The 25,662-nt window shown below is 34.5% G+C and carries 23 protein-coding genes and 1 pseudogene; 11 read left to right on the forward strand and 13 right to left on the reverse strand.

What is annotated here, in order from left to right:
- Window positions 1-3: 3 nt before the first annotated feature.
- The 5 genes from ACM9HF_RS06410 to ACM9HF_RS06430 all read left to right on the forward strand — a co-directional run bounded on the left by ACM9HF_RS06410 (window position 4) and on the right by ACM9HF_RS06430 (window position 3,088).
- Complete coding sequence (locus tag ACM9HF_RS06410; protein WP_473615927.1) at window positions 4-423, forward strand: VOC family protein; 420 nt, start codon at window positions 4-6, stop codon at window positions 421-423.
- 453 nt (window positions 424-876) lie between these two features.
- Complete coding sequence (locus tag ACM9HF_RS06415) at window positions 877-1,293, forward strand: hypothetical protein (protein WP_473615929.1); 417 nt, start codon at window positions 877-879, stop codon at window positions 1,291-1,293.
- A 10-nt stretch (window positions 1,294-1,303) separates the two neighbouring features.
- The gene (locus ACM9HF_RS06420; RefSeq protein WP_473615933.1) at window positions 1,304-1,762 is read left to right on the forward strand and encodes a hypothetical protein; all 459 of its coding nucleotides are present in this window, start codon (window positions 1,304-1,306) and stop codon (window positions 1,760-1,762) included.
- Window positions 1,743-2,435 carry a hypothetical protein gene (locus tag ACM9HF_RS06425; RefSeq protein ID WP_473615936.1) on the forward strand — a complete coding sequence of 231 codons (693 nt, stop codon included), beginning with the start codon at window positions 1,743-1,745 and terminating at the stop codon, window positions 2,433-2,435. The genes ACM9HF_RS06420 and ACM9HF_RS06425 overlap by 20 nt, the downstream gene beginning before the upstream one ends.
- Window positions 2,436-2,539: 104 nt before the next feature.
- On the forward strand, window positions 2,540-3,088 hold the full coding sequence (locus tag ACM9HF_RS06430; protein WP_473615939.1) for a hypothetical protein: 549 nt from the start codon (window positions 2,540-2,542) through the stop codon (window positions 3,086-3,088).
- A 191-nt stretch (window positions 3,089-3,279) separates the two neighbouring features.
- On the opposite strand, the gene ACM9HF_RS06435 is transcribed toward ACM9HF_RS06430, so the two are convergent.
- From ACM9HF_RS06435 to ACM9HF_RS06465, 7 genes and pseudogenes are all read right to left on the reverse strand, one after another.
- Window positions 3,280-5,340, reverse strand: a complete 2,061-nt coding sequence (locus ACM9HF_RS06435; RefSeq protein WP_473615943.1) for a fused MFS/spermidine synthase — start codon at window positions 5,338-5,340, stop codon at window positions 3,280-3,282.
- A 345-nt stretch (window positions 5,341-5,685) separates the two neighbouring features.
- A pseudogene (locus ACM9HF_RS06440) lies at window positions 5,686-6,153 on the reverse strand (YehS family protein); the annotation flags it as partial.
- Between the two features lie 122 nt (window positions 6,154-6,275).
- Entirely contained in the window at window positions 6,276-7,070 is a 795-nt protein-coding gene (locus ACM9HF_RS06445) for a hypothetical protein (RefSeq protein WP_473615947.1), read from the reverse strand.
- Entirely contained in the window at window positions 7,070-7,882 is an 813-nt protein-coding gene (locus tag ACM9HF_RS06450; protein WP_473615951.1) for a hypothetical protein, read from the reverse strand. Before ACM9HF_RS06450 ends, ACM9HF_RS06445 begins: the two co-directional genes overlap by 1 nt.
- Window positions 7,882-8,691: a hypothetical protein gene (locus ACM9HF_RS06455; protein WP_473615954.1), complete on the reverse strand. Its 810-nt coding sequence runs from the start codon at window positions 8,689-8,691 to the stop codon at window positions 7,882-7,884. Before ACM9HF_RS06455 ends, ACM9HF_RS06450 begins: the two co-directional genes overlap by 1 nt.
- Complete coding sequence (locus ACM9HF_RS06460; RefSeq protein WP_473615958.1) at window positions 8,691-9,500, reverse strand: hypothetical protein; 810 nt, start codon at window positions 9,498-9,500, stop codon at window positions 8,691-8,693. Before ACM9HF_RS06460 ends, ACM9HF_RS06455 begins: the two co-directional genes overlap by 1 nt.
- Window positions 9,497-10,684, reverse strand: a complete 1,188-nt coding sequence (locus tag ACM9HF_RS06465) for a hypothetical protein (RefSeq protein ID WP_473615962.1) — start codon at window positions 10,682-10,684, stop codon at window positions 9,497-9,499. Before ACM9HF_RS06465 ends, ACM9HF_RS06460 begins: the two co-directional genes overlap by 4 nt.
- Window positions 10,685-10,942: 258 nt before the next feature.
- Here ACM9HF_RS06465 and mfd point away from each other — a divergent pair, with 258 nt between their 5' ends.
- From mfd to ACM9HF_RS06480, 3 genes are all read left to right on the forward strand, one after another.
- A complete protein-coding gene (mfd, locus tag ACM9HF_RS06470; protein ID WP_473615966.1) occupies window positions 10,943-14,467 on the forward strand; it encodes a transcription-repair coupling factor in 3,525 nt (1,174 codons plus the stop codon).
- A 110-nt stretch (window positions 14,468-14,577) separates the two neighbouring features.
- Window positions 14,578-16,188 (forward strand): CsiV family protein, encoded by a 1,611-nt coding sequence (locus ACM9HF_RS06475; protein ID WP_473615970.1) that lies wholly within the window; start codon window positions 14,578-14,580, stop codon window positions 16,186-16,188.
- A gap of 32 nt (window positions 16,189-16,220) precedes the next feature.
- Window positions 16,221-16,511 (forward strand): DUF1244 domain-containing protein, encoded by a 291-nt coding sequence (locus ACM9HF_RS06480; protein WP_473615974.1) that lies wholly within the window; start codon window positions 16,221-16,223, stop codon window positions 16,509-16,511.
- A 48-nt stretch (window positions 16,512-16,559) separates the two neighbouring features.
- Here ACM9HF_RS06480 and ACM9HF_RS06485 read toward each other — a convergent pair whose 3' ends face one another.
- The 3 genes from ACM9HF_RS06485 to ACM9HF_RS06495 all read right to left on the reverse strand — a co-directional run bounded on the left by ACM9HF_RS06485 (window position 16,560) and on the right by ACM9HF_RS06495 (window position 18,962).
- Complete coding sequence (locus ACM9HF_RS06485; protein WP_473615977.1) at window positions 16,560-16,871, reverse strand: hypothetical protein; 312 nt, start codon at window positions 16,869-16,871, stop codon at window positions 16,560-16,562.
- A gap of 220 nt (window positions 16,872-17,091) precedes the next feature.
- Window positions 17,092-17,781: a pseudouridine synthase gene (locus ACM9HF_RS06490; RefSeq protein WP_473615981.1), complete on the reverse strand. Its 690-nt coding sequence runs from the start codon at window positions 17,779-17,781 to the stop codon at window positions 17,092-17,094.
- Window positions 17,782-17,816: 35 nt separating this feature from the next.
- Window positions 17,817-18,962, reverse strand: a complete 1,146-nt coding sequence (locus ACM9HF_RS06495; protein WP_473615986.1) for a JmjC domain-containing protein — start codon at window positions 18,960-18,962, stop codon at window positions 17,817-17,819.
- A gap of 193 nt (window positions 18,963-19,155) precedes the next feature.
- Between ACM9HF_RS06495 and ACM9HF_RS06500 the strand changes: the two genes are divergently transcribed.
- The 3 genes from ACM9HF_RS06500 to ACM9HF_RS06510 all read left to right on the forward strand — a co-directional run bounded on the left by ACM9HF_RS06500 (window position 19,156) and on the right by ACM9HF_RS06510 (window position 21,039).
- The gene (locus ACM9HF_RS06500) at window positions 19,156-19,782 is read left to right on the forward strand and encodes a LysE family translocator (protein ID WP_473615991.1); all 627 of its coding nucleotides are present in this window, start codon (window positions 19,156-19,158) and stop codon (window positions 19,780-19,782) included.
- A gap of 120 nt (window positions 19,783-19,902) precedes the next feature.
- The gene (locus ACM9HF_RS06505; protein WP_473615996.1) at window positions 19,903-20,154 is read left to right on the forward strand and encodes a hypothetical protein; all 252 of its coding nucleotides are present in this window, start codon (window positions 19,903-19,905) and stop codon (window positions 20,152-20,154) included.
- A 333-nt stretch (window positions 20,155-20,487) separates the two neighbouring features.
- Complete coding sequence (locus ACM9HF_RS06510) at window positions 20,488-21,039, forward strand: DUF1697 domain-containing protein (RefSeq protein ID WP_473616001.1); 552 nt, start codon at window positions 20,488-20,490, stop codon at window positions 21,037-21,039.
- A gap of 65 nt (window positions 21,040-21,104) precedes the next feature.
- Here the strand turns inward: ACM9HF_RS06510 and ACM9HF_RS06515 are convergent, their stop codons facing one another.
- The 3 genes from ACM9HF_RS06515 to ACM9HF_RS06525 form a co-directional block, all read right to left on the reverse strand.
- Window positions 21,105-23,930 (reverse strand): tetratricopeptide repeat protein, encoded by a 2,826-nt coding sequence (locus ACM9HF_RS06515; protein ID WP_473616003.1) that lies wholly within the window; start codon window positions 23,928-23,930, stop codon window positions 21,105-21,107.
- Window positions 23,931-23,993: 63 nt separating this feature from the next.
- Entirely contained in the window at window positions 23,994-24,833 is an 840-nt protein-coding gene (locus ACM9HF_RS06520; RefSeq protein WP_245825394.1) for an ion transporter, read from the reverse strand.
- Between the two features lie 94 nt (window positions 24,834-24,927).
- Entirely contained in the window at window positions 24,928-25,575 is a 648-nt protein-coding gene (locus ACM9HF_RS06525) for an MBL fold metallo-hydrolase (protein WP_473616010.1), read from the reverse strand.
- Between the last annotated feature and the right edge of the window lie 87 nt (window positions 25,576-25,662).

Below are 25,662 nucleotides of genomic sequence, written 5' to 3' on the forward strand. Positions count from 1 at the left end.
ATTATGAAATTTCTACACAGCATGGTTCGAGTGAAAGACCTAGACGCTTCACTAAAATTTTACGTAGATTTACTCGGTTTAGTCGAAACCAAACGTATTGACGTACCCGCAGGTAAATTCACACTAATTTACTTAGCGACGGCAATAGGTGAACCTGAAGTAGAGCTAACGCATAACTGGGGTTCAACTGAAGAATACAGCATAGGCAGAAACTTTGGCCATTTAGCCTTTGAAGTAGATAACATCTACGACTTCTGCCAAAAGGTCCTTGATGCTGGAGTTACAGTTAACAGACCACCACGCTGCGGACACATGGCTTTTATTAAATCGCCTGATAACATTTCAATTGAATTACTACAAAAAGGTGAAGCACTTTCGCCTCAAGAACCTTGGTTAAGTATGGAAAACACAGGTAGTTGGTAAAGCTTATTTTTACAGTTTAGTTTAATAGCTTCATGATAATAATGATGAAGCTATTAAATTTCATTCCTTAATCAATGGAAAATATCGAGTAACAGCGCCACCATTCACATTCTAGTTTTATGAGTAAATTTTTCACAATATATTTTCTAATGAATATTAGATTCATATTACTGATAAGTATTAGTAACAAACTAAAATCACTCCAACTAAAACCTAACCATTTAATATTTAATGTTATTTACTCATATTTAACATTACATATTACTGAGGCTTTTCAGTAATATAGAAACTGTAGTGATAATTAAAACTTTATGATTCCTAAACCTATGAAAATATGGGATTTTAATATTAATTAAATAAACGTTGTGGTGCTGACATTACTGATAATATCTCTATAATAAGCTGTTAGTTCATTACCCAATAATTATGTCATACCAAATAAGGAAGTTATAAATGCCCATAATATCAAACCGAATAAATGGTGTCCTCGTTGAATTCTCACCAAGCGTAAATAAAAATGTAGATCAAAAAATTATTGATGCATTAAACCTTGTTATAAAAAATACTATAGCGCAAGGTTATTTTTTGAATAAAATATATATTTCTTCAGCAAACGATCAACATAAAATGCCAAGTCGACATGTTCAAGGTCAAGGAAAAGCTGTTGATATATCACGAATCAATGGAATGAAAATGTCTATCTTCTATCCTTCATCACCTGCTGTAAAAGCAATAACCGATGCGATTCAAATGGAATTTGAAAACTATCAACATAGAAGAGAGAATTTTGGCCCTCTGTTGAAGAAAAAGCTAGGAAAAGACAAGGCAATATCTGGTCATGGTGACCACATTCACTTTTCCGTCAATTAGGTAAATACTTATGAAACTTATCATTTTGGTAGCTACCTTTTTACTTTCTGCTTGTACTAATCACTTAAGTAATAGCTCGTTAAAGATTAAAGAAGCTATGGCTTACGGTACAATAATTGAGTTAAATAAAACTGATAATAATATTAATAAAGAGCTTTATATTAGGCTTTATCAAACCCCCTTAAACGGCGAAGATTGTTTCATCGAGACTCATGGTATATGTAAATATCAATATTATGTTAGCGTTTCAACATTCGATGAATCCCCTGAGGTTAATGTTTTTAAATTAGGAGTTTATGGTGAAATTATAAATACACAGTGGCTTGCTGTTAATCAGTATGACTATGCAGAAATAGAAGTAACATATAACTCATATACAAAAGAAGCCATTAAGAACAATAAGGCTCTTAATAATGTAAAATCTACAGTTGTATTGAAAGTTAACCTTGATGGGATTACAGAAAAATAAATGTAATAAACGAGCTAATCAACAAGGACAAAAACAGTTGTTTTTTGCTCCTGCGTCGCTATTTTGGCAAACTAAACTTAGCCTATTAATTGGGTGCTATATTGCAAATGGAGTTCAAGTGAAAAAATCTATATTTTTAGTATTCTTATTATTATCTTTAAATTTAAATGCAGGTGGTTATTACCAAAGCGTCAATCAGGGATATGATGCAGATTCAGGTTTATTCTTTTATCCTATAAAACACAAACCTAAATCAGGAGGGATGTTTTCGAGTAAATCGAATACCAGAATTAAAAATATCTTAATATTCGATCCAAAAACAGAAAAACAATCCTACCTTTTTGAACGCAATAGAATTTGGGATATTCAAACCTTCATTTTTGAGGAAAGCATTAGTACAAATGATGTTGTTAAATTTTTTGGTAGTTCTAGTAGTAGAGTTTTAAATAATAAAAATTCAATAAAACACAAAATAAAAAATAAGTTACTTATTGTAACGAGTGAAAAAGAATCCGAACAACTAACCATGTGGTATGCAACAAAAAAGGGGGGGAATTTAAAAGCAGTTCACAATTTTCACAATTCAGTTAGATGGCATATTGATCTGAAGAACTCCAAAATTAGATTTATATCCCACAACGAAGAAATTACATTCAAGAGTATTGAGTGGTAGCAATAAAACAAGACATTGCAGCAGGACAAAAAACAGTTGGTTTTGCTCCTGCGTCACTATTTTAGCCAATAATCATTTACCTCTTAACGAGGCGTTTAGGTTTTATGAAGAAGTATCTAGCTTTATTTATCACTATTATTGTAGCTTATTTTAACGCTGATTTGATTGTTAGCAAATTGCCTAATAGCGATTTTAAATTGAAAGCTACTTTGTTTCTTAATAAAAGTAATATTGAGACCTTAATCTCGATCCTAAATAAAACCAGTTATACAAATATATTCTGGGTTAAAGATGTGCAGCTAAAAGCTGGGGCGCGTAATAATAATTCTGTAGTCTGGAATCAAACACCTCAACTTGATGAGTTTACACAAAAAGCTATAAGTTTTGGTTATGAAACCATGCTAACCTCTAAAACCAATAAAGGTAATTGGTTACTTTCTGGTTATAAAGAAATTGTATTTCTTAATGAGTCTAGATCAAAAGTGAAAACAATCACTGTGGATTATTTATATGGCGGTAAACCTGAATATCAAACGTGTAATGATAATTACATAAAAAAATCACTTGATGGACAATGTTATTTACCTATATCAAGCAGTTGGTTTATATACAAGTATTGGTCTACCTACGACACAGAATCAGATCAAACCTAACAAGTAACTACGGTTCCTTTAACTTATATATCCCCCATAAACTCACCGTCAGCTAAAAACTTGCTATAGACACTAGAGTAAACGAGTTGCGAGCTTTACCTTCACTAATAAATAACGATCTTATTTATTAGTGAACCAAGGTCTTAGTAGATGTGATTGTCCAGTATCTATAAATTCAAAAGAATAATTATCTATTTCAACACCGATAGTAAATTACTGTAATTATCGGTCCATACCAATTCGTTTGTATTCGGCCATTGTGACTGTAACCGCTTGACCTTAGTATTTCTTATAAACGACTTATTATTTGTTACCACTACCCATTCTGTTTGAGTAACCTCTTTCTCCGTCGCTTTGGTTTTAAAATACAGGGCTGAATAGTTACTGTTTTTAGCAAGCCCTTTTACTAAGGCTGTTAAATCTAAATGGCTATTAGATACATGAATCGCTAATACTCCATCCGCTTTTAAATGCTTAAAGTACAATTCAAACGCTTCGGTTGTTAGTAAATGCGCAGGCACTGAATCGCCAGAAAAAGCATCAATAACCAATACATCAAAATTATTAATGGTTCCGTTATCTAGCTCTTTTTGCAGCGTTACACGGCCATCACCTAAAACGACTTCGACATTCGCCCTACTCTGTTCAATATACGTAAAGTATTGTCGCGCCATGCGTTCTACATTTGGGTTTAGTTCGTAAAAGGTATAGTTATCGCCTCTACGTCCGTAAGTGGCTAATGTGCCAGCGCCTAAACCCACTAACCCTACATTCATAGTAGGTGTTAAAAACAAATGCTGAAGTGCTAGAGCTACGCCTGTGTTTTCGCGGTAGTAACTCATTGGGATATGCGCTAGGTTTTCGTTTTGCGATTGTGTGCCGTGCGAGGTTGTCCCATCAATTAATCGGCGTTCAACAATGCCGTTAACTTCAACGTCTTTCACACTTAAAATACCGTAAAAATTTCGGCTAAGTTCTACGGTGTTTTCTTTAAATTGCTGATTCAGCGATACAAAGCCCACCACAAGTAAAACAGCAAAAACACCACAAGAGCTAGCAATAAGCGTGGTGAATTTTTCAGCCTTATTATTCGAAAAGCTTTTCAATATATAAGTGCACAAACCCAGTAATATAAATACCGCCACTAAGGCGATGGGAAACTCTAAAAACTGAGTGAAAAATCGTTGCGCAACAAAAGCAACAAAGGCGCTACCTAAAAAACCACCCAACGACATATTTAAATAGAATAAGGTTAGTCTGTCGGTAGACGGTTTTAGCTTAACTAATTCACCATGACAGATCATACAAGACGACAATAAAATCCCCGAATAAATAAGTACTTGAGATAAAATATCGAACTGCGATCCGATAAAGAACATAAGCAAACCAGCAAATGAACTCAGTACAAATAACATGTACCAATACCAACGCACGTACCATTTAGGGCTATGAAAACTAATAATAAAAGTAAGTAAATATAAGCTTAATGGCAGTATCCATAAAAAAGGAACTGGCGGAATATTTTGTGTCATCGCATTGGTAATAGACACTAATAAAATAACGCCTACAGCAGATAAGGCCAGCCATAATAACCAATCAAGTTTAAAGGCTTTTATATGAGTAACATCAGCTTCTTCGCTACCTTCTTGTAACGGGGAAACACCCGACACTAACCTGAATAATTGCACGCAAAAAGCGATAAGCAATAACACTAATAAAATGTAACCCGCCGACCAATATATCAACTGATTAGGTAAGCTAAATAATGGTTCAAATATAAACGGGTAACTCAATAACGCCAGCAAAGAACCTATATTAGAAAGGGAATACAGCTTATAAGGGGTAAAATCAGCTTTAGTGACATACACATAACTTAGCCATTTTTGTACCAGCGGACCGGTAGACGAAAGTAAAAAATAAGGTACGCCAATGGATAACACGAGCAACTGTAAAATATCACTTAAGGGAGCTAATTGATTAAACTCACTAAGTTGTTTTAGCCCTATTGGCATAAAAAACAAACTGACAAATAAAGCTACTGCATGAATCGATACTTGAACCGACAAGCTTCTACATTTAGAAAGTATGTGTGCGTATAAATACCCTAACAATAAAAAGGCTTGAAAAAACAATAAACAAGCAGTCCAAATAGCCGCACCACCACCAAATAATGGCAATATTAATTTAGCTATAAGGGGTTGAACTTGAAAGAGTAAAAAAGCACTTAAAAATATAATGAATAAATACAACATGGCTTAACTTTTTAATGTTTGATTTTTGAATTTAAAATGAAGAGAAAATAAAAAGCCTAACAAACATTAGGCTTTAAATATTGAATCTGTTAAAAATTACTCGCCCCAAATATCTTTAGGTTTAAGCTTTAACACTTTACGTTCTGGTTCAGGTTTTGTTGTTTCTGCTGTTTTTGCTTTAGGGTTAACATACAACTTACTCGCATTAGGTTTAGCTTCTTTGTAATATTCGTCCCTATTTTCAAGTGGTTTTTCAGACGCTCTGTCCGTTTTTTTAGACCAAGTTTTTGCTTTATTATCAGTGCGTACTTCGTTATCAGCAGTGTCTTGTTGCTTAATAAACTTTTCAGGTCGGTTAACATGATATTTATTATCTAAGCCGCGAATAAAGTTACGTAAAAACTGATCTTTACACACCTTATAATGTTTATGGTCTGACTTTCTGAAAAAAGCACCAAGCTCAGATTTACTAAAATTAAACTCTTCAGCTTTTACAATTTCAAGTATGTCTTCAGCTTTTAAGTTAAGGGCAATTTTTAACTTAGTTAAAATAATATTATTGGTAATTCTTTTTTCTGGCTGAGGTTGAGGACCGTCTTTCTTGCCTCTTTTCTCATTAATTAAACCATTTAAAAAAGTCGCTAACATTACGTCAGAACAGTTAACATGTGCTGGATCTTCTTCCTTTTTTAACCAATTACTTACTTCTTCACGGGTAACCGTACTTTCAGCTAAAGCAAAAATGTTAATCATTTTTTGGTCGTTAAAATTAAACGTGTATCTAAGGCGACGTAAAATATCGTTATTGGTCAAAGGAGTATCCTAAAAAATAAATCAAATAACTGTCCTTAAAAATATAAGGTACAAGCTGAAAATTGCAAAAAGCTATTTTATCAGAATTTAAAATAGATAACTTCCAATAGATGTTATTTAACTTATTTTAGAATGATTAAGTGATCTTGTTCATCGGGTATATCCGATAAGGTGATGGATTCCATAATGCGTTCTTGTGACGCTAAAGCATGTTTCGACCATTTTTTATATTTATCAGAACGGTCAACACTATGGTTAAATTTCACTTCTAAAAAACTGGTTTCACTTAACGGTAAACAGTAAAAGTCATGGCGTGATAAACTATTACTGCGGATTTCCTGATAAAACACCCAATCAATTTGATTAAAGCTCCTCAAAAAAGCAGCAGGAATAGGAGGTTTACCTCGAATACTAATAAGTAAATTGATTCTTTCTTCTAATTCATCTGTTTCAAAAGGCCTAGCCATATTACTAGATTGCTCTATAGTAGCCTTGCGAATTTTAGTATTCTTCCCATCAGGACCATTATGAAAATTTTCATATTCTTTAATCAAAAAGTTAGCTAAAGCTTGTTTATCTAATACATTGATTTTATCGGTTTGTTTAATGCGTAATTGACAGCTAAGCATGCCATATTCACTACTAGGTACTAGAGCAACAGGAGGTACATACATCCAATTCTTAGTAATAATTCGTACAAACTCATGTTGTTCATATTGTTTTTTATTCTGACCAAACCAAGTATTTGAAGAAAAAGGAAAACTAATATCAACCTTGCTTGGGGTTACTGCAATATTGGTATTAGGTAAATTAAGAGTTAGTTGTAGATCTTCTAATATAAAGCGATGTGTAATACATCGATTAAAGTCAGGGCCTCCCACAAAACCACGCCAACAGTCTTTTAACAGCTGAAGCATTAACTATTCTTAACTGAATTATCAACAAGTAAGTTATCTTGTTCATCTGGTATATCCGATAAGGTGATGGATTCCATAATGCGTTCTTGTGAGGCTAAAGCATGTTTCGACCATTTTTTATGTTTATGGGACAAATCAACTCGATATCTAAAATCAACCTCTAAAAAACTATTTTTACTTAATGGTAAACAATAATAATCATTACGCGACAAACGGTTATTACGAACTTCTTGATAAAAAATCCAATCATGTTTATTAATTTTTTTTATAAAAGCAGGAGGAATAGATGGCTTCCCTCTATTTTCAATCCATCCTGCAATTTCTTCTTCTAATCTATCTGGCGACCAAGGTCTATATTTTTTACTTGACTGCTCTGTAATTTCTTGACGAATTTTAGTGTTTTTTCCATTGGGTCCATTATGAAAATCATCATATTCTTGTATAACAAAGTCAGCTAAAGCTTGCTTATCTAGTACGTTAATTTTGTCAGTTTGTTTAATACGCAGTTGACAACTCAACATACCGTATTCACTGCTAGGTAAAAGGTTAACAACAGGTAAATACATCCAATTTTTTGTGAGCATATGTACATATATATGTTGGTCATAAGATTCTTCAACATGATGTTGAAACCAAGTTTTAGATGTGTGAGGAAAATTTATATCCTCTTTGCTTGATTCAACGAAAAGATTACCATCTGGGATACTCACACTTAACAGTTTATTTTCTAATATAAAGCGATGCGTAATACACCGATTAAAGTATGGCCCTCCCACAAAACCACGCCAACAGTCTTTTAACAGCTGAAGCATTAACTATTCTTAACTGAATTATCAACAAGTAAGTTATCTTGTTCATCTGGTATATCCGATAAGGTGATGGATTCCATAATGCGTTCTTGTGACGCTAAAGCATGTTTCGACCATTTTTTATGTTTATCAGAACGGTCAACACTATGGTTAAATTTCACTTCTAAAAAACTGGTTTCACTTAACGGTAAACAGTAAAAGTCATGGCGTGATAAACTATTACTGCGGATTTCCTGATAAAATACCCAATCAGTTTGATTGAAGCTTTTGATAATACCATCAGGAATCGGAGGGTTACCATAAGCTTCAATATAACCGACAATTTCTTCTTCTATTTCCTCATATGTCCAAGAAACTGAACTCTTAGCAAAACGTTCTTTAGTAGTTTTTCTTAATTCAACATTTTTTCCTTCTGGTCTATTATGATAATCTTCATATTCTTGAATCAAAAAGTTAGCTAAAGCTTGTTTATCTAATACATTGATTTTATCCGTCTGTTTAATACGTAATTGACAACTCAACATACCAAATTCATCACCTGAAATAATCGAGATAACAGGTACATACATCCAGTTTTCAGTCACAATACGCACAAATTTATGCTGTTCATATATTTTGGCATTTTGCTCAAACCAACTAGTTGAAGTATGCGGAAAACTAACATCTATTTTATTAGGCACTGCTGCAACATTACTGTCTGGCAGTTTAAGAGTTAATTGCTTATCGCCTAAAATAAATCGGTGCGTAATACACCTATTGAAGTCTGGCCCTCCCACAAAACCACGCCAAAAATCTTTTAACAAATGAAGCATTAACTATTCTTAACTGAATTAACAACAAGTAAATTATCTTGTTCATCGGGTATATCCGATAAGGTGATGGATTCCATAATGCGTTCTTGTGAAGCTAAAGCATGTTTCGACCATTTTTTATGTTTATCAGAACGATCTACTCGGTGTCTAAAATCAACCTCTAAAAAGCTATTCTCACTTAACGGTAAACAATAATAATCATTACGCGACAAACGGTTATTACGAACTTCTTGATAAAATACCCAATCGATTTGATTAAAGCTTTTAATATAAGCTGCAGGAATCGGTGGCATCCCCCTATTTTCAATCCAACCTTTAATTTCTTCCTCTAATGCTTCTGCTTCAAATGGCCTAAACATTTTACTTGACTGCTCTATAATTTCTTGACGAATTTTGGTGTTTTTCCCATCAGACCTATTATGATAATCTTCATATTCTTTAATCAAAAAGTTAGCTAAAACTTGTTTATCTAATACATTTATTTTATCCGTCTGTTTAATACGTAATTGACAACTCAACATACCAAATTCATCACCTGGAATAATCGAGATAACAGGTACATACATCCAGTTTTCAGTCACGATACGCACAAATTTATGCTGTTCATATGTTTTGGCATTTTGCTCAAACCAACTAGTTGAAGTATGCGGAAAACTAACATCTACTTTATTGGGAACCGCCATAACATTACTGTCTGGTAATTGAAGTGTTAATTGTTTATCCCCCAAAATAAAGTGATGTGTAATGCATCGATTAAAATCAGGCCCGCCCACAAAACCACGACAAAAGCCTTTTATTAAGTGCATCATATTCGACTATCACCTTTAGGTAGTGTATTAATAAATTTTCTTACTTTAGTTGCCGCAGGAATATTACCCAATAACTGCAATTGGTCTGCGTAGGAATTTAACCCTAAAAACGGTAACGTATGAGGGCTAATGCCAGGATCTGCTACTAGGTATTTGCCAAATTTCATTGACCGTACCAAACTACTTGATGAAAGGTCGTTCGCACCTGCAATATTAGGTACTAAATCAAAGGGATTATTGCGTACTGAATGAATTTTCATCTTCATTCCATTCGCTATTTTTTTTAAGTGTGTCAGATTAGCCCCTGAGCCGTGTATTGCTACTTCTTGTGTTGTTAACGGTTTTCCATAATAAATCCGATAATGTTCTAACGCTGCACAAAATATAATGGCGCCTTGACTATGTACCAACCATTTAACTTTTTTGCCTTGCTGACTATTTTGAGCTAAAATCGCGGCCAAATGCTGCGCATTATGAGATTTCTTCCCTTGCCGTTTATCAAAAGCACATTCTGCTAAATCTAAACATAAATTATCAGTAGGATTATGAAACAATGTATAGGCTTTTATGCCATCACTTTGGTAAGCGGCATCTAAATGCGTGCCCATTAACCATGCCGCTTTATCTAATTCATTAAGCATTCCATTAACAGCAGCATGACTTGTATTAACTTGAGACGTTGGTGAAGGGTTTCTTTCCCATGCTCCTTCTAATGCTTTAAGTCCATCTTTATCCATGGCTTTATCATAAGTTGCAGATGTTAATCTATCGACTTCATACAGCATAGTACGCTCTGCTGAAAAGTTATTCTTCGGACCACTAAGTTGTCTATCAAATAACACATCCTCAATATCTATTTTATTAGATGATAAGGAATACCTAATCAAATAATGATAACTACGAAATGGATATTGAGTACGCCATAAACGTTTTAGAGGGTTACGACTGTGTTTTAATGAATTTTTAGCATTAGGGTGTGCACAAATGTACTTAATTTCTTTTTCTACCATTTGTTGGTCAAAATCATTTAATTGCGACAGCATAGCTAGAGCTTGACAGGTAAAATTGACTTTATTAAATGGGAAGTTTTGACTTAAATTTACACCGTATTTCTTACAAGAAATAGTATCTAATGCCATAAGTGATTGTGCGTTGATATTCGTGTCGAGCTTAGTCCAAGACATAGTAATTTCCTTTTAAATTGATTCCATTGCCGATAGGGTAATATTTATGTTATTTAATGTAAAGAATAAGACCCTAGCCGTTTCGTTCAAATGCTTTTTATATAATTAATGTTTTTACTCAAAAACTTTCTATCTATCTAAACTTTATGATCCATCTCATGCTAATATAACGCCGATTTTCAAACTTTTAACTGTCGGCTTTTAACGACAACTCTAGGTTTGAAACACCACTAAAATCACATATTTTATAGAGATGTTATGAGCAAGAATACAAGCCTTTTCAATCCCGTATTAGCGAAAAGAAAAGGAAAAAATGCAGATAAAAAAACATGGACGAACTTACAAGGCAGTAGCTCAAGTTTAGCGATATACCACGGTGCATGTAATGCCGAGTCGCCTGTTTTACTGTTAACTCATGACACGCCATCAGCCATAAGAATTGAACAAGAGCTAAAAAGCTTAAATACAAGTAAAGCCTTATCCATTTGCTTATTTCCTGATTGGGAAACGCTACCTTACGATACGTTTTCTCCACATCAAGACATTATTTCTCAACGCCTTGCGACTTTGTATCAACTTTCACGAATGGAAAGAGGTGTTGTAATCGTACCCGTGTGTACCTTGCTGCAACGTATTTCACCTAAAAAGTATCTTGATTTAAACAGCTTAATTATCAAAAAAGGTGATAGAAAAGATCTTCACCAACTTAGGCGAGAACTTGAAGCAAGTGGTTATCGCGCAGTAGACCAAGTAATGGAACATGGTGAATTTTGTGCCCGCGGGGCCATTATTGATTTATTCCCTATGGGAAGTAAAACACCGTTTAGATTAGATTTTTTTGATGATGAAATAGATGAAATTCGTTTATTTGATCCTGAAAGCCAACGCTCTAGCGACAAAGTTGACGGTATAGATTTATTACCTGCGCACGAATTTCCAACAGATAAAGACGGTATTAACTTATTTAGAAGCCAATACCGCGAAATGTTTACGGGCAATATTCCTAAAGACTCAGTTTATCACCAAGTAAGTAACGGTATTTTACCTGCCGGTATTGAGTATTATCTACCACTATTTTTTGATGAAACAAATACCTTGTGTGATTATTTATCTGAAAATACCTTAGTAATTATTTCTGGTGATATAGATAAAGCACAAACACAGTTTTGGACCGATGCTCAATATAGATACGAAGACCGAAAATACAATACATCACGCCCATTACTTGCACCTGAAAAACTTTTTTTAAATAGTGAAGAACTTTATAGCGCGATAAAACCTTACGATAGAATAGTTTTACAAGCTCAAAATACAGAGCTACAAACTGACGATACAGCAAATGAAGAGTCAACCAGCAAAGCAGGTACTATTCATTTCGACGTAAATACACTACCTGACTTAACCGTAGATCATAAACTAAAACAGCCTTTTGAGTTGCTCAGTCAATTCATGAAAAACAAAGAGTCTCCCGGTAAAATTTTATTTGTTGCTGAAAGCCAAGGCCGCCGAGAAAGTGTTTTAGAATTATTACAACGCAATAATATAAAACCGAAAACATTTACAAATATCGACGCCTTTATTGAAAGCAACGACGTTATTGGTATTACCGTAAATGCCTTAACCCATGGTTTTATCTTTCAAAGTAAAGGCGTTGCGAAAAAGAATGCAATCGCCCTCATTACCGAGTCAGAATTACTTGGCGACAGGGTTCAACAAACACGCCGTAGAAATAAACAAAAAGATATTCAAGCTGACGCTTTATTTAAAAACTTAGCAGAACTATCAATCGGCCAACCTGTTGTGCATATCGACCATGGTATTGGTCGCTACTCTGGCTTAGAAACATTAGAAACAGGCGGCATGACCACCGAATTTTTAATGTTAACTTATGCTAACGAATCAAAGCTTTACGTACCTGTTGGCTCGCTACATTTAATTAGTCGTTACTCAGGCACCGATGCCGAACATGCTCCTTTACATAAATTAGGCACCGACAGTTGGAGCAAAGCCAAGAAAAAAGCCATTGAAAAAGTTAAAGACGTTGCCGCTGAATTATTAGATATTTATGCTAAACGTGCCACCAATCACGGCTATACCTTTAAACGCGACAAAGATGAATATCGCGCTTTTGCTGACAGCTTCGGCTTTGAAGAAACTCATGACCAAGAGCAGGCAATTAATGCCGTAATTAGCGATATGCTTTCACCTAAAACCATGGACCGTTTAGTGTGTGGTGATGTTGGTTTTGGTAAAACAGAAGTCGCCATGCGCGCCGCTTTTATCGCAGTTAACGATGGAAAACAAACAGCGATCCTTGTTCCAACTACCCTGCTTGCACAACAACATTACGAAAACTTTAGAGACCGTTTTGCTAATTGGCCTGTATCTATTGAAGTATTATCACGCTTTAAAACCGCGAAAGAACAAAATGCCGTAATAGCTAAAGTAGAGTCTGGTGAAATTGATATTTTAATTGGTACTCATAAACTTTTACAAAACAGCATAAAATATAAAGATTTAGGTTTATTAATTGTTGATGAAGAACATCGCTTTGGCGTTAAACAAAAAGAAAAAATTAAACAACTGCGTAGCAATGTTGATATTTTAACATTAACCGCAACCCCTATTCCTAGAACATTAAATATGGCTATGGGCGGCATGCGCGATTTATCAATTATTGCTACACCACCAGCCAAACGTTTAGCCGTAAAAACCTTTGTAAGACAAAGAGACGATGCGCTGATTCGTGAATCAATACTGCGCGAGACTGTACGTGGTGGCCAAGTTTACTTTTTACATAACAACGTAGACACCATAGAAAAAACCGCAGCAGACATTCAAATTTTAGTACCTGAAGCACGTATTATTGTTGCTCATGGCCAAATGGGAGAGCGAGACTTAGAACGTGTAATGAGCGACTTTTATCATCAACGTTATAACGTGCTTTTATGTACCACTATTATTGAAACAGGTATCGATGTACCTAGCGCAAACACCATTATTATGGACCGAGCCGACCGTTTAGGCTTAGCTCAGCTACATCAACTTAGAGGCCGCGTAGGTCGTTCGCATCACCAAGCTTATGCTTATTTATTAACGCCTCATGAAAAAGCCATGACCAAAGATGCCAAAAAGCGATTAGACGCTATTGCTTCGCTTGAAGATTTAGGTGCCGGTTTTACCTTAGCCACACACGATCTAGAAATACGTGGTGCCGGAGAATTATTAGGTGAAGATCAAAGTGGTTCAATGAGCCAAATAGGCTTTAGCTTATATATGGAAATGCTTGACCAAGCAGTCGCTTCATTAAAAGACGGTAAAGAATTATCGTTAGACCAAGTGATGCGCAATCAAACAGAAATTGAGCTACGAGTTCCCGCTTTATTACCTGACGATTATATTTTTGATATAAGTTTACGCTTAAGTATTTATAAACGTATTGCCAGCTGTAAGAACAAACAAGACTTAGATGATATTCAGATTGAACTTATCGATCGCTTTGGCTTATTACCACAACCAGCTAAAAACCTTGTTCATGTAGCTAAACTTCGTCTTAAAGCACAAAAAATTGGTATTTCAAGAATCGAAGCCCATGACTCAGGCGGTTCAATTGAATTTAGCGACGATACTAAAGTTGACCCCATGCAAATTATTAAACTTATTCAGCAAAAAAATACTATTTATAAAATGGACGGTGCTAATAAACTTAAATTTATTCAAAAAACTGAAGACAGCAAATCTCGGTTTATATTAATAGCCTCTATTTTAAATGAGTTAGCTTAGGTAAGTTCAATTGTAAACAGAATGTAAATTTATTAGTAACTCTTTACCCTTGAACTTTGGTATTATTGTTAGATAACATAGCTTATAGCGTATAAATTAAAGGAAACGACTTGATTAGGAACATACTAAAAACAGCCAGTTTGATAGCATTTCTTCCCACATTAACACTGTCATCAAGTGTTAATGCCGCTATTAGCTATTCAAATTCATGGTTTGAAATAGAAGTAATTTTATTTCGCCAAATTGACGATAAAAGCCAATTACAAGAAGTGTTTCCAGAAACAAGTGTTCTACCTACACCTGAGCATTTTATCGATCTTTTAGGTCCTTATTTATACCCTAATATCGCTCAATTAAAAAATAGAATACCGAGCTGTACTGAGTTTTCGAATCAAAAAACGACTGAATTTACACTTAATCCTGTTGAAATTCAGTATCAAACCTTTGATGAAGTAATGTTAGAAGATATAGCAAATAATTTTTATCTTTTTAACAACGCCAATGTTACGAAAGCTCTGAGTGAAATTACCTCATCTGACCCTATAAACAATACAATAATTGAAAATATATCTGACGAAACTCAAGGCGATCGAACGAACAACGCTATTGATAGTACTCAGTTATTAAGTGAACAAGGTATTATTGAAAAAGATAATGACGGTCAAGCAGCAGTTGAACAAATTGACCATACATTATCAACAACAGACAACCTCGTTACATTACAAAAAGAGCTGACAGAACAGGTTATTGAAGGTAATGCTCATCAACAATATACTTTTACTTCGTTTGATGTGCCGCACGAGTTTTGCATTGTTCCTGAAGCATTTTTTGATGACTACAAAAAAGAACATCCTTACTTTTCCTATAATGACGTACCATTAGAAAGTACTCCGCTATTATTTTCTGGTGAAGAAGATCTAACAACAGAAAAGCCTTATATAATTAACGAAGCTTCTCTACAACTTCATGATATTGTTAAACAACTTAAACGTAGTAGAAACTTCAGACCTTTACTTCATATGGGTTGGAGACAAATAACAAAAACCAAGAGTGAAGCAATTCCACTCAAATTATATGCGGGTGAAAACTTAATGCAGCCTTATTATAAGGCGCTTGATCACTACCAAAATGCAGTTAAGCAACAACAAAAAAACTTATTATTAGAAGAACAAGCTTTAGTAGCGCAAAGCGTTGATAACCAAGCTACCAATGATATGTTGATGGACCACGAAGCACTGCAACAACAAATTCTACAAAATAAAATAAGCAATATTTTACAGCAAGCTCAAACCACAGAACCAACTATTGATAATGTATTAAATAGCTTAAATACAAGCCCAAACGGCCTTGTTAATCCAATCAGTAATTTGCTTATGAATGGCACAGAAAATTCGTTTGAGGCGCCACTAATTGAACCACAAAAACCGCCACAAGCATGGACTATAGAGGGTTTCTTAAAAGTAGAAGTCGACCATTATTTGCATATTACCGCTGACTTTAATGTCATTAACATGTCATTAGCTGAACAAGCCACACAACAGCTTCTATCTAAAGAACCTGTCAAATTAAAGTCTATTCGCTTTGAGCAAAACAAACGCGTACGTAGTACAGAAATACACTACTTTGATCATCCATATATGGGGATAATTGTTGAAATTAGACGACATGATCAAATTCCACCTGTTGAAGAAGAAGCCGAGCAGGCAACAACCTCTCAATAGTTTCAACCTAAAGCAATAAAGAGTAATAAATAATGGATAAAGAAATAGAGATTCAAGCGGCAGTATTTAGACGTTTACTCGCTCATTTAGACAACCGTAAAGACGTGCAAAACATTGAGCTAATGAATTTAGCGGGGTTTTGTCGCAACTGCTTTTCTAAATGGACAGTTGCAGAAGCTGAAAAACTTGGCGTAGAAGTAGATATAGAAACAGCACGCGAACAAGTATATGGAATGCCCTATTCAGAATGGAAAGAAAAACATCAACTCCCTGCCACACCTGAACAGCTAGAAAAATTTAATCAACTTAATCCTAAAAAGTAAGCTTTTTTAAAATAGCATATACCCCTTACCATTTAGTTTTATAAAAAACTAAATGGTAATTGAAATACCAACCTTATCTGATTCTCTACGATCTTTAGTATTTCTTGACTCTAACCAACGGCCTCGTTTAGCCACTTGCTTTCTGCGATCGTTAGTAGAACGTCTATCTTTTTCTACCCAGTTAGATCTTTTTTTAACTAATTTCACCTGATTTTCATCCGTGTCACTTTCATCAGCGTTATCATTTTTTTTCGTTAGTTTTTGCTGTTTATAATGCTTTTGCTTTTTTTTGCTATTTTTTGCTGTACTTTCTGCTTTAGGCACAAGTACCGACGTTAATAGCTCTGGAATAACGTCCATAACAACCAACCTCTGTCGTAATTAATATAAATGACTTACCACCTTATCGGCAGGTATTACTATTGGTTTAGTTATTTTTAGATCATTTAATTAACAAAAGATTTTATAACGACTTAGCCTTTGAAAAAAAGAAATTATTAGGCATTGGCTAACACAGCATTATTCACTTACTTATGTTTACTCATTAGTTTCGATGAGTTATGTCTATATCACTTTACCCTTACCTAAAAAAGCTCACTTCATCTTCAGTTAAATATCGCCATTCACCTAGTGGTAAATCAGCGAGTTCTACACAACCAATACTCTCTCTATGTAGTCCAACAACTTTATTACCTATTGCAGCAAACATACGTTTTACTTGGTGGTATTTGCCTTCGGTAATGGTAAGTAATACCTCTTGTTCTTCAACTATTTCTAAAATACCGGGCTTAGTTAAGCCTGTTTCACCTTGTAGCTGAACGCCTTCTTTAAAGCGTTCAATAGCCGATTCTTCAATAGGGTTTCTTAACCAAACACGGTATGTTTTATTACAATCTTTTTTAGGAGAAATAATATTATGTGACCAACGACCATCATCTGTAACAATAACGAGTCCGGTTGTGTCAGCATCTAAACGCCCTGCTATGTGTAAATCAAACGCTTTATCTACTTCAACGTAATTCAAAATAGACGGATAAACTTCATCTACGTTAGAGCAAATAGTATCAAGAGGTTTATGTACCATAATATAGCGTGAAGTTCTTGGCGTGAGTACTTGGCCGTCAATATCGACGGTATTATTTTCGTGAACTTGCGTTGCTGCGTTTTTAACCACTTCGCCATTTACTCGTACATCGCCACTTTTAAGGACTTTTTTAGCTTCTGTTCGGGTTAACTCAGTACTTTTACAAATAAATTTATCTATACGCATTTATCTAACTCTTCAAACCTTTTTTACTTATATGCTTATTCAGCAAAATACCAATAACCTAAATCTAGTTGCGCTTTAACAAAACTGATAAACGCTAGATTCTCTTTCCACGGCTCTAGTGCTTCTGGATCAACACATACGTTATCGCACAACAGTCTAATAACAGGAGCAATAGATGAATCAAAATCAACTTGGCTGCCATTTATATAACAAACACCTTGCTCAACAGTGTCGGTAAAATAGAAAGCACGTAAACCACCTAAACGTAATAAGCTGGTTTGCGAGAGTATTTCAGTAATATCTTCATCAGCAAAAGGTTCTTCGTTGGGTACAAGATCCATTTCATGTTTAGCTTGCGTCATATAACAACCGGTAAAGCTTCTAAAAGCATCGTCGTTATCAAGCAATTGCTGTAGTTGATTTTTAATTAATAAATAATCTTTCGAGTCTATTGCACCGCTATGTTGAGTAGCTTCTCGATTAGGATCGACTATTAGCTCGTTACCTTGATCGTTGTCGATCAGATGATCCGCAAACGCACTCAACAAGCTTACCGTTGAATTAGTTCTAAAGCCTACAGAAAAGCTCATCGAATTATTTAATGACTTACCTTCGTGAGGAAAGCCCGGTGGAATATATAAAATATCGCCCGCTTCAAGCTCTTCATCAATAATAGCGTCAAAATTTTCAACATGTAATAAAGCCGTATGAGCCGAAAATTCTTTATGCTCGCCATTATCCCCTACTCGCCAGCGTCGGTTACCAGAACCTTGACAAATAAAGGTATCGTATTTATCCATATGCGGGCCAACACTACCATTAGGCGTAGCAAAACTTGCCATTAAATCGTCTAAGCGCCAGTGGGGAATAAATCGAAATGCTTCAATAATTTTCGCGGCATCTTCCGACCAATTATCTAATGCTTGTATTACTAACGACCAATTTTCTTCACCTAAATGATCGTAAGATTCAAACGGACCAAATTCAGCTTGCCATTTACCGTCAGTATGATGAATCAATCGCGATTGTACTTGCTCTTCGCATGCGATACCCGCAAGTTCATCAGGAGAAATAGGATCTTCAAAATTTAAAAAACCTTGCTTGATTAATACTGGTTTTTTTTGCCAATAATCACGTAAGAATTCTTTTTGGGTAAACTGAGTTAAATTTAATTGAAACATAGACTATTTTAGTATTCTGTAATTTTATCTGTACTTGCGCGGAGTTTATCACGTTAGCTTACTGCTCGTAATCTCTCATTAAATAATTATTACCTCACGATTAAACGACCATTCATTAGACAAAATAAGCCACTCGCCATAGAATGATTTTCATGAGATAACCTGCCTTAAAATAATAAGGAGAGAAAACACGATGGATTTGATTCAGGGCTTAATCATCATCACTACTATTCATTTTTTAGCTGCCGCAGCACCAGGGCCTGACTTTGTTTTAGTATCGCAACAAACACTCACCCATGGTAAAAAAACAGGTTTGTTTTGTAGCATCGGCATCACGCTGGGTTTATCTATCCATCTAATCTATTCAACACTTGGCTTAGCGGCCGTTATTGCTAATTCAAGTTCTGCACTGTGGGCAATTAAAATTATTGGTGGCTGTTATTTACTTTACTTAGGCTATAAAGGTATTACGTCTAAAAAATCGAGTAACGAAGCCGTTCAAACAATTAGTGTAAAAAAATCACCACTCAAAAGCATTGGTGTCGGTTTTTTATGTAACGCACTAAATCCCAAAGCGCCTATCTACTTTGTGTCGTTATTTACCTTAGTGCTATCGCCTGACTTACCTCTTTCGCACTTATTAATTTACAGTGCTTGGATAATGGCTATTCAATTATTTTGGTTTTCAAGCGTGGTGTTTTTACTTTCAAGACCTGCGGTAAATAAAAAGTTTCAAGCCATGGGGCATTGGGTAGACCGAGTAACAGGCGTGGCTATGGTTGCACTAGGTTTAAAAGTGATAACAACTAAGCTTGGTTAAAATATTCCTTACGCTTTATTACATATTTAAAACATTATCTAGACATTTTAATAGCTCAATTTTAACTACAATACTAGCTAAATATTATTGTAGTTAAGTATTATTTCTTAAGGGTTTAGAATGAATTTAATGATTAAGTATTGTAAAACAATAACGATTACTTGCAGCTTACTTTTAGTAACCAGCTGTGGAACTATTGGAAATAAAATTGTATATGAGATGGCTCAGCCGCCTGCTATTGCAACTTGCGATCTACAGCCTCCAACAGAAAAAGACTTATGCTATAAAAACTCAAAAAATAGAATACCTTATGAACAATATAAAAAAGAACGTAAGGCAATAATAGAAGGAAATATTATTGCCCAAAAATAATAATAAAACTTATTACATTTTTAATAAAAAACCATCTTTCGAGGGCTAATTACTACACTTAAAACGACTCTCTATTTACCCTATTGCGAATATTCTCATAACTTTCTGCTTTGGTTTTACTTGGAGCCACTATTTGCTGAATTGTAGCGTTGTGCAGCTGCATTGCTTAATAGCACTTTACCTTTTTTAGCAACGTTTTCGCGTTGTAGGTAGAACCTAATATCTTTCGTTTTAGCATTTTTAAATGCTAACTTTGGCAATGAAATGATTGCGCTCTAATTGAAAGCTATTAGAATAACAAAACTCATCACTTTACGCTTTTATAGGCCATTTATGTCGATTTACATTTCTTTATTACGTGGGATCAATGTCAGTGGTCAGAAAAAAGTGAACATGAAAGAATTAGCTTCGCTTTACCAATCGCTAAACTTGAATCAGGTATCTACTTATATTCAAAGTGGTAATGTTGTTTTTAGTTGTAATAACCTTACTGAAGAAGAACTCGCTAAAAACATTGAAAATGCTATTGAGAAACATTTTGGCTTTAACGTACCTGTTTTAGTTTTATCGCAACAAACGTTAGTTAATGCGTTAAAGGCCTTACCTTTTAAAGATATTTCAGTTACCGAACAAGGCAGCCAAGTAATATTGAGCTTTATGTCTACCGAGGTAAAAAGAGAAAATATAGATGCGCTAAAAAGTTATTTAACAGCAGAAGAAGAATTAGTTGCAGGTAGCAAACTTGTGTATTTACATTGCCCTAAAGGTTACGGAAAAACCAAGTTATCGAATACATTTTTAGAGAAAAAATTAGCTGTAACAGCCACATCAAGAAATTTAAAAACCGTTGTAAAACTTTGTGAAATAGCCGATCAAATATCGTAAAAGCTATTGGTTAACGCTATTAACTAACAAGTTAAAACTTATCCACCACTCTATGGTGCTTTGAGCTACCAAAGCACAGCATCAATTTCATTTAATAGATACTGTGTAAAAACATGAATATCTGGCAGGTCGTTCTTAATAGCATATTCAACAGCAATAGCTTTTTCTGATAGCTCAGTAAAACCAAACATTTGGCCGGCCCCAGCAATACGATGGGCTAAATTAGCGAGCTTTTCGTTGTCATTATTTTTAAGGTGTAAAATTAAGTCTTCTTGTTCTAGCACTAAATTAGAACGGAATCTCTCAACAAGGTCAGAAGTATCTATATTTGATACTTTTTCTTCTTGTTCTTTGGCTGTTTGCGAATCACAGCAGTATTTTACTACGGTGTTAATAAAGAGCTGTCTTTCAATAGGTTTTTTAAGATGACCATCAAAACCTAGCGATAAATATTCGTCAATTTCATGAGACATCGCATTAGCCGTTAACGCAACAATAGGTACTTCACAACCTTGCTGTCTTAATACATTAAAGGCTTCTATACCATCCATTTCAGGCATTTGAATGTCTAGTAAAATCAAACTAGGTTGGCTATTTTTATAGTGTTCTACGGCTTCTTTACCGTTAAGAGCTGTAAGTACTTCTAGCCCCATAGTGGTTAAAATACGTTCAATAATGCGCAAATTGTCTTCATAGTCGTCAGCTAAAATCACTAATCCTGTACAGCTAACGTCATCACTAATTTTCGGTTTATCGAGTACTTGAGTTATTTCAAATTTGTCATCTACACCAAAACTATAATCACAAGGTAAAACAAACGAAAATACGCTACCTACATTTAATTCACTTTCTACTTTGATTTCGCCCTGCATAATATTCGCAAGCTGCTTAGACACAGACAAGCCAAGCCCTGATCCGCCAAAGCGTCTACTAATACTGCTATCACCTTGGGTAAAACTTTTGAATATGTCTTGTATTTGCGTGTCACTCATTCCTATGCCGGTATCAGTAACTTTAAATACCAGTTGATTATCTGATACGTAAACGCTCAATTCGACTGAGCCATGTTGAGTAAATTTGATAGCATTTGCACATAAGTTAATTAAAATTTGCTTTAGCCTGAAGGCATCAAATTTAATAATAAAAGGCGTAGGTAAACGATGAGTAATAATAAAAGATAAGCCTTTTGCTTTAGCTTGATCTAAAAACATATTAATTAATTCGATAAAAACACCGTGAAGATCTTGATGATGTAAATCGAGCTCAAGCTTATTTGCTTCTATTTTACTTAAATCTAAAATGCTATTAATTAAGTCTAATACATGCAAACTGTTAGAATGAATAACCTCAACTTCTTTAGATAAACATTCACCTTTTATTTCACCACTTAATATAGCCTCAGACTGCCCAATAACCGCTGTTAATGGCGTTCTAATTTCATGGCTCATATTTGCTAAAAACTGACTCTTAACCTTATTAGCTAGCTGTAATTCTTGTGTTAGTTCAACTAACTCTAATGTTCTTATTTTAATTTTTTTAGCTAACTCTCCTTTTGAACGAATATCTTTTATACGTCTATAAAGGTAAAACACAGAAATAAAAATAAAGATAATAATAACAATAATAAAATTACGTTCTTGGTTGAGCTTTTGTCTTTCAAGCTCTTGTAATTTTGTTGTTTGTTCAAGATTTTTTACCTTTTCTTTTAACTGTTCCGACTCATATCTCACTAAGCGTTTATTGGTTTGATCATTCGTATGTTTATAAAATTCGTTAATATAATCTTGTTGAGTAGATAGCGCTTCTTTATTGTTTTTTTGATAAGCGTAAATTAATGAATATAAAGCTAAATTATTATTAATTTGCTGCTGATAATTCATTTTTAAGGCTTTTTCATGGGATAAATCTAACTGCGCTAAAGATTCGTCTACATAACCTAAATGAAATAAACCAACTGCTAACTCGTATAAAGCACCTACTTCGGCATTTTGATTTTTTGATAATTTAGCAACGCCTATAGCGGCCTCTGCATAGTTAATAGCAAGATCGGCTTCCAATTGCTGATTATACAAATCAGAAAGATTATTCAGTTGAGCGGCTATATAATAATCTCGGTTATTTTTTTGGTAATAGTCGAGTGCTTTTTCGGTGTAATAAAGGGATTTTTTATATTCTTTAGCATGTTTATAAGAAACACCTAAATCGGCATACGTTGTGGCAATACCGTCTTCGTCGTTAAGGAGTTGTTTTTGCTCTAGTACCTCAAGCAATAACGTGATTGCCGAGTCATGTAGTTTAAGTCGTAAATAAAGTTCAGCAATATTGCCTCGAATATCTATTTGATCTTCAATTGTGCCGTAGTTTAAGTAAAGTTGTTCAGCTTTTTGATACTGATCTAGTGCGCTGAGAGTATCGCCCATGGCAGCATATACTAAAGCGATATTATTAAGTAAATTGGCATGTTCTACGGGCATGTCTGTTTGGGTAAAATACTTTAATGACTTTTGATAAAAATCTAACGCTTCTTGGTTGTTACCTTGGAAGTAATGAATAATACCAATATATTTATTAGCCAGTGCTTCTTCTTTATTAAATTTGTTGTTAGAGGCAAAATTCTTAGTTTTTTCAAAAAATTTTAGCGCTTCGTCAAACTTCTCTTGAGAATAATAAGTAATTGCTTTTGCATGAAGTATTTTGCATTTTTGAATGGAAGTAAGCTCTTCATTATTTTCAAGAAGAGTTAATTGATGAACGGCAGAGGCAACATCTTTGATCTTTTCAATTTCATTAATTTTTTGTTCAAGATCATTTTGAAAAGCGTATCCAGGTATTAAGCTACTTAATAAATAAAGTAGTCCAATAAATAAATACGCAGTTTGCCTAAAAATCATGCCTATACCTTAGGTTTTTTAAGTTAGCATATAACAAATTAATCACCTTCAGTAGTAAAAACATTAACTGCTTATGTTTTTTTGTTGATTGAGTAAAAGTTGTTTAATTTCAGCTAATTCTTTTTCAAGTTTATCTATTTGCGCCCTACTGGCTGGCTGACCTTCTTCACCGGTTTCACCATGAGATTCAGCCCTAAAATTTTCATGCTCTTTACCCATCACTTCAAGAACCGTTCCTACCATCATATTTAAAAAGATAAAGGCGGTTAAAAAGATAAAGCTTAAATAATAAATCCAACTCATGGGATGTACGGCCATGGTTTCGTACATAACATCGGTCCAATCTTCAAATGTTGCAACTCTGAAAAGTGTTAACATTGAAATAGAAACATCGCCCCATAACACGGAGTTAATAGCACTAAACATAATGCTGCCAACAGCTGCGTAAATATAAAAAATAACAAACATTAATAAAGCGATATAACCCATTCTTGGGATTGCTTTAAGTAGTGCATTAATCAGTAACCTTAACTCTGGCACCATAGACACTAAACGTAATACCCTGAAAACTCTTAATAACCTTGCGAGTAAAACGCCAGAACCACCTGCAGGGATCAAGCTACCTATAACAATAATAGTGTCGAATATATTCCAACCACTTTTAAAAAAGTTTCTTTTATCTTTGTAGGTGATAAAACGGATAGATAATTCAATAACAAAAAAGATGGTGATACCGTGATCTAAAATAGACAAGATCGTAACAACATCATCAGGCAAGTTATGGGTTTTAGCTCCAATCAACAACGCAGATATAATAATAACGGCGATAATTGACCATTGAAAAACATTACTTGAGTTAATTTTATGCAGAAAAGTTTGTATTTCGTATAGCGTGGCTTTCACTGTTTTTCTCTTAATTAGCTTATTTAAATAGAATAAATTGAATAGGGTTAAATGAACGATAATACACTTTGTTTACCGATTATAAATAAAGACTTTAGCTTACTACGCTATCAGCAACATATGGGTTAGTTTGGCGTTCTTCACCAAAGGTACTCATAGGTCCATGTCCAGGAATAAAGCGTACATCGTCACCCAATGGAAATAAGTTACTCCGAATTGAGTGTATTAAGGTGGGGTGCTCCCCTCTTGGAAAGTCCGTTCTACCAATAGAACCTTTAAATAATACATCACCTACTTGTGCAAGTTTTGATGCTCGGTGGAAAAATATAACATGCCCTGGTGTATGTCCAGGGCAAAAATAAACTTCAAGTTCAATGTTACCAAAAGTAACGGTATCGTTTTGATTTAACCAGCGGTCGGTTTCAAAAAAATCAGCATCACTAAAACCAAAACGTTCTTTTTGTTCTGGAATTAAATCAATCCAAAATTGATCTTCTTTATGGGGCCCTTCAATAGGAACATTATAGAAAGAAGCTACTTTATGGGTAGCACCAGCGTGATCGATATGTGCATGAGTTAATAACACTTTGGTGAGTTTAAGATTATTTTCGGTAATTGCCGATTCAATTAAGGCGAAGTCGCCGCCAGGATCAATAACAGCAGCTTCCATGGTTTCATCACACCAAAAAAGCGTACAATTTTGCTGAAAAGCCGTCACGGGAATAATTTTAAACTGAAGCATACAACTCGACCTCTAAAGGCTAATAACAAACAAAACACATATATTGGGATTAATTACGCCAATCCAATAGAGAATAATGAAAGTATT

The organism is Colwellia sp. RE-S-Sl-9 (genome assembly GCF_048296855.1).
Classification (GTDB): domain Bacteria; phylum Pseudomonadota; class Gammaproteobacteria; order Enterobacterales; family Alteromonadaceae; genus Pseudocolwellia.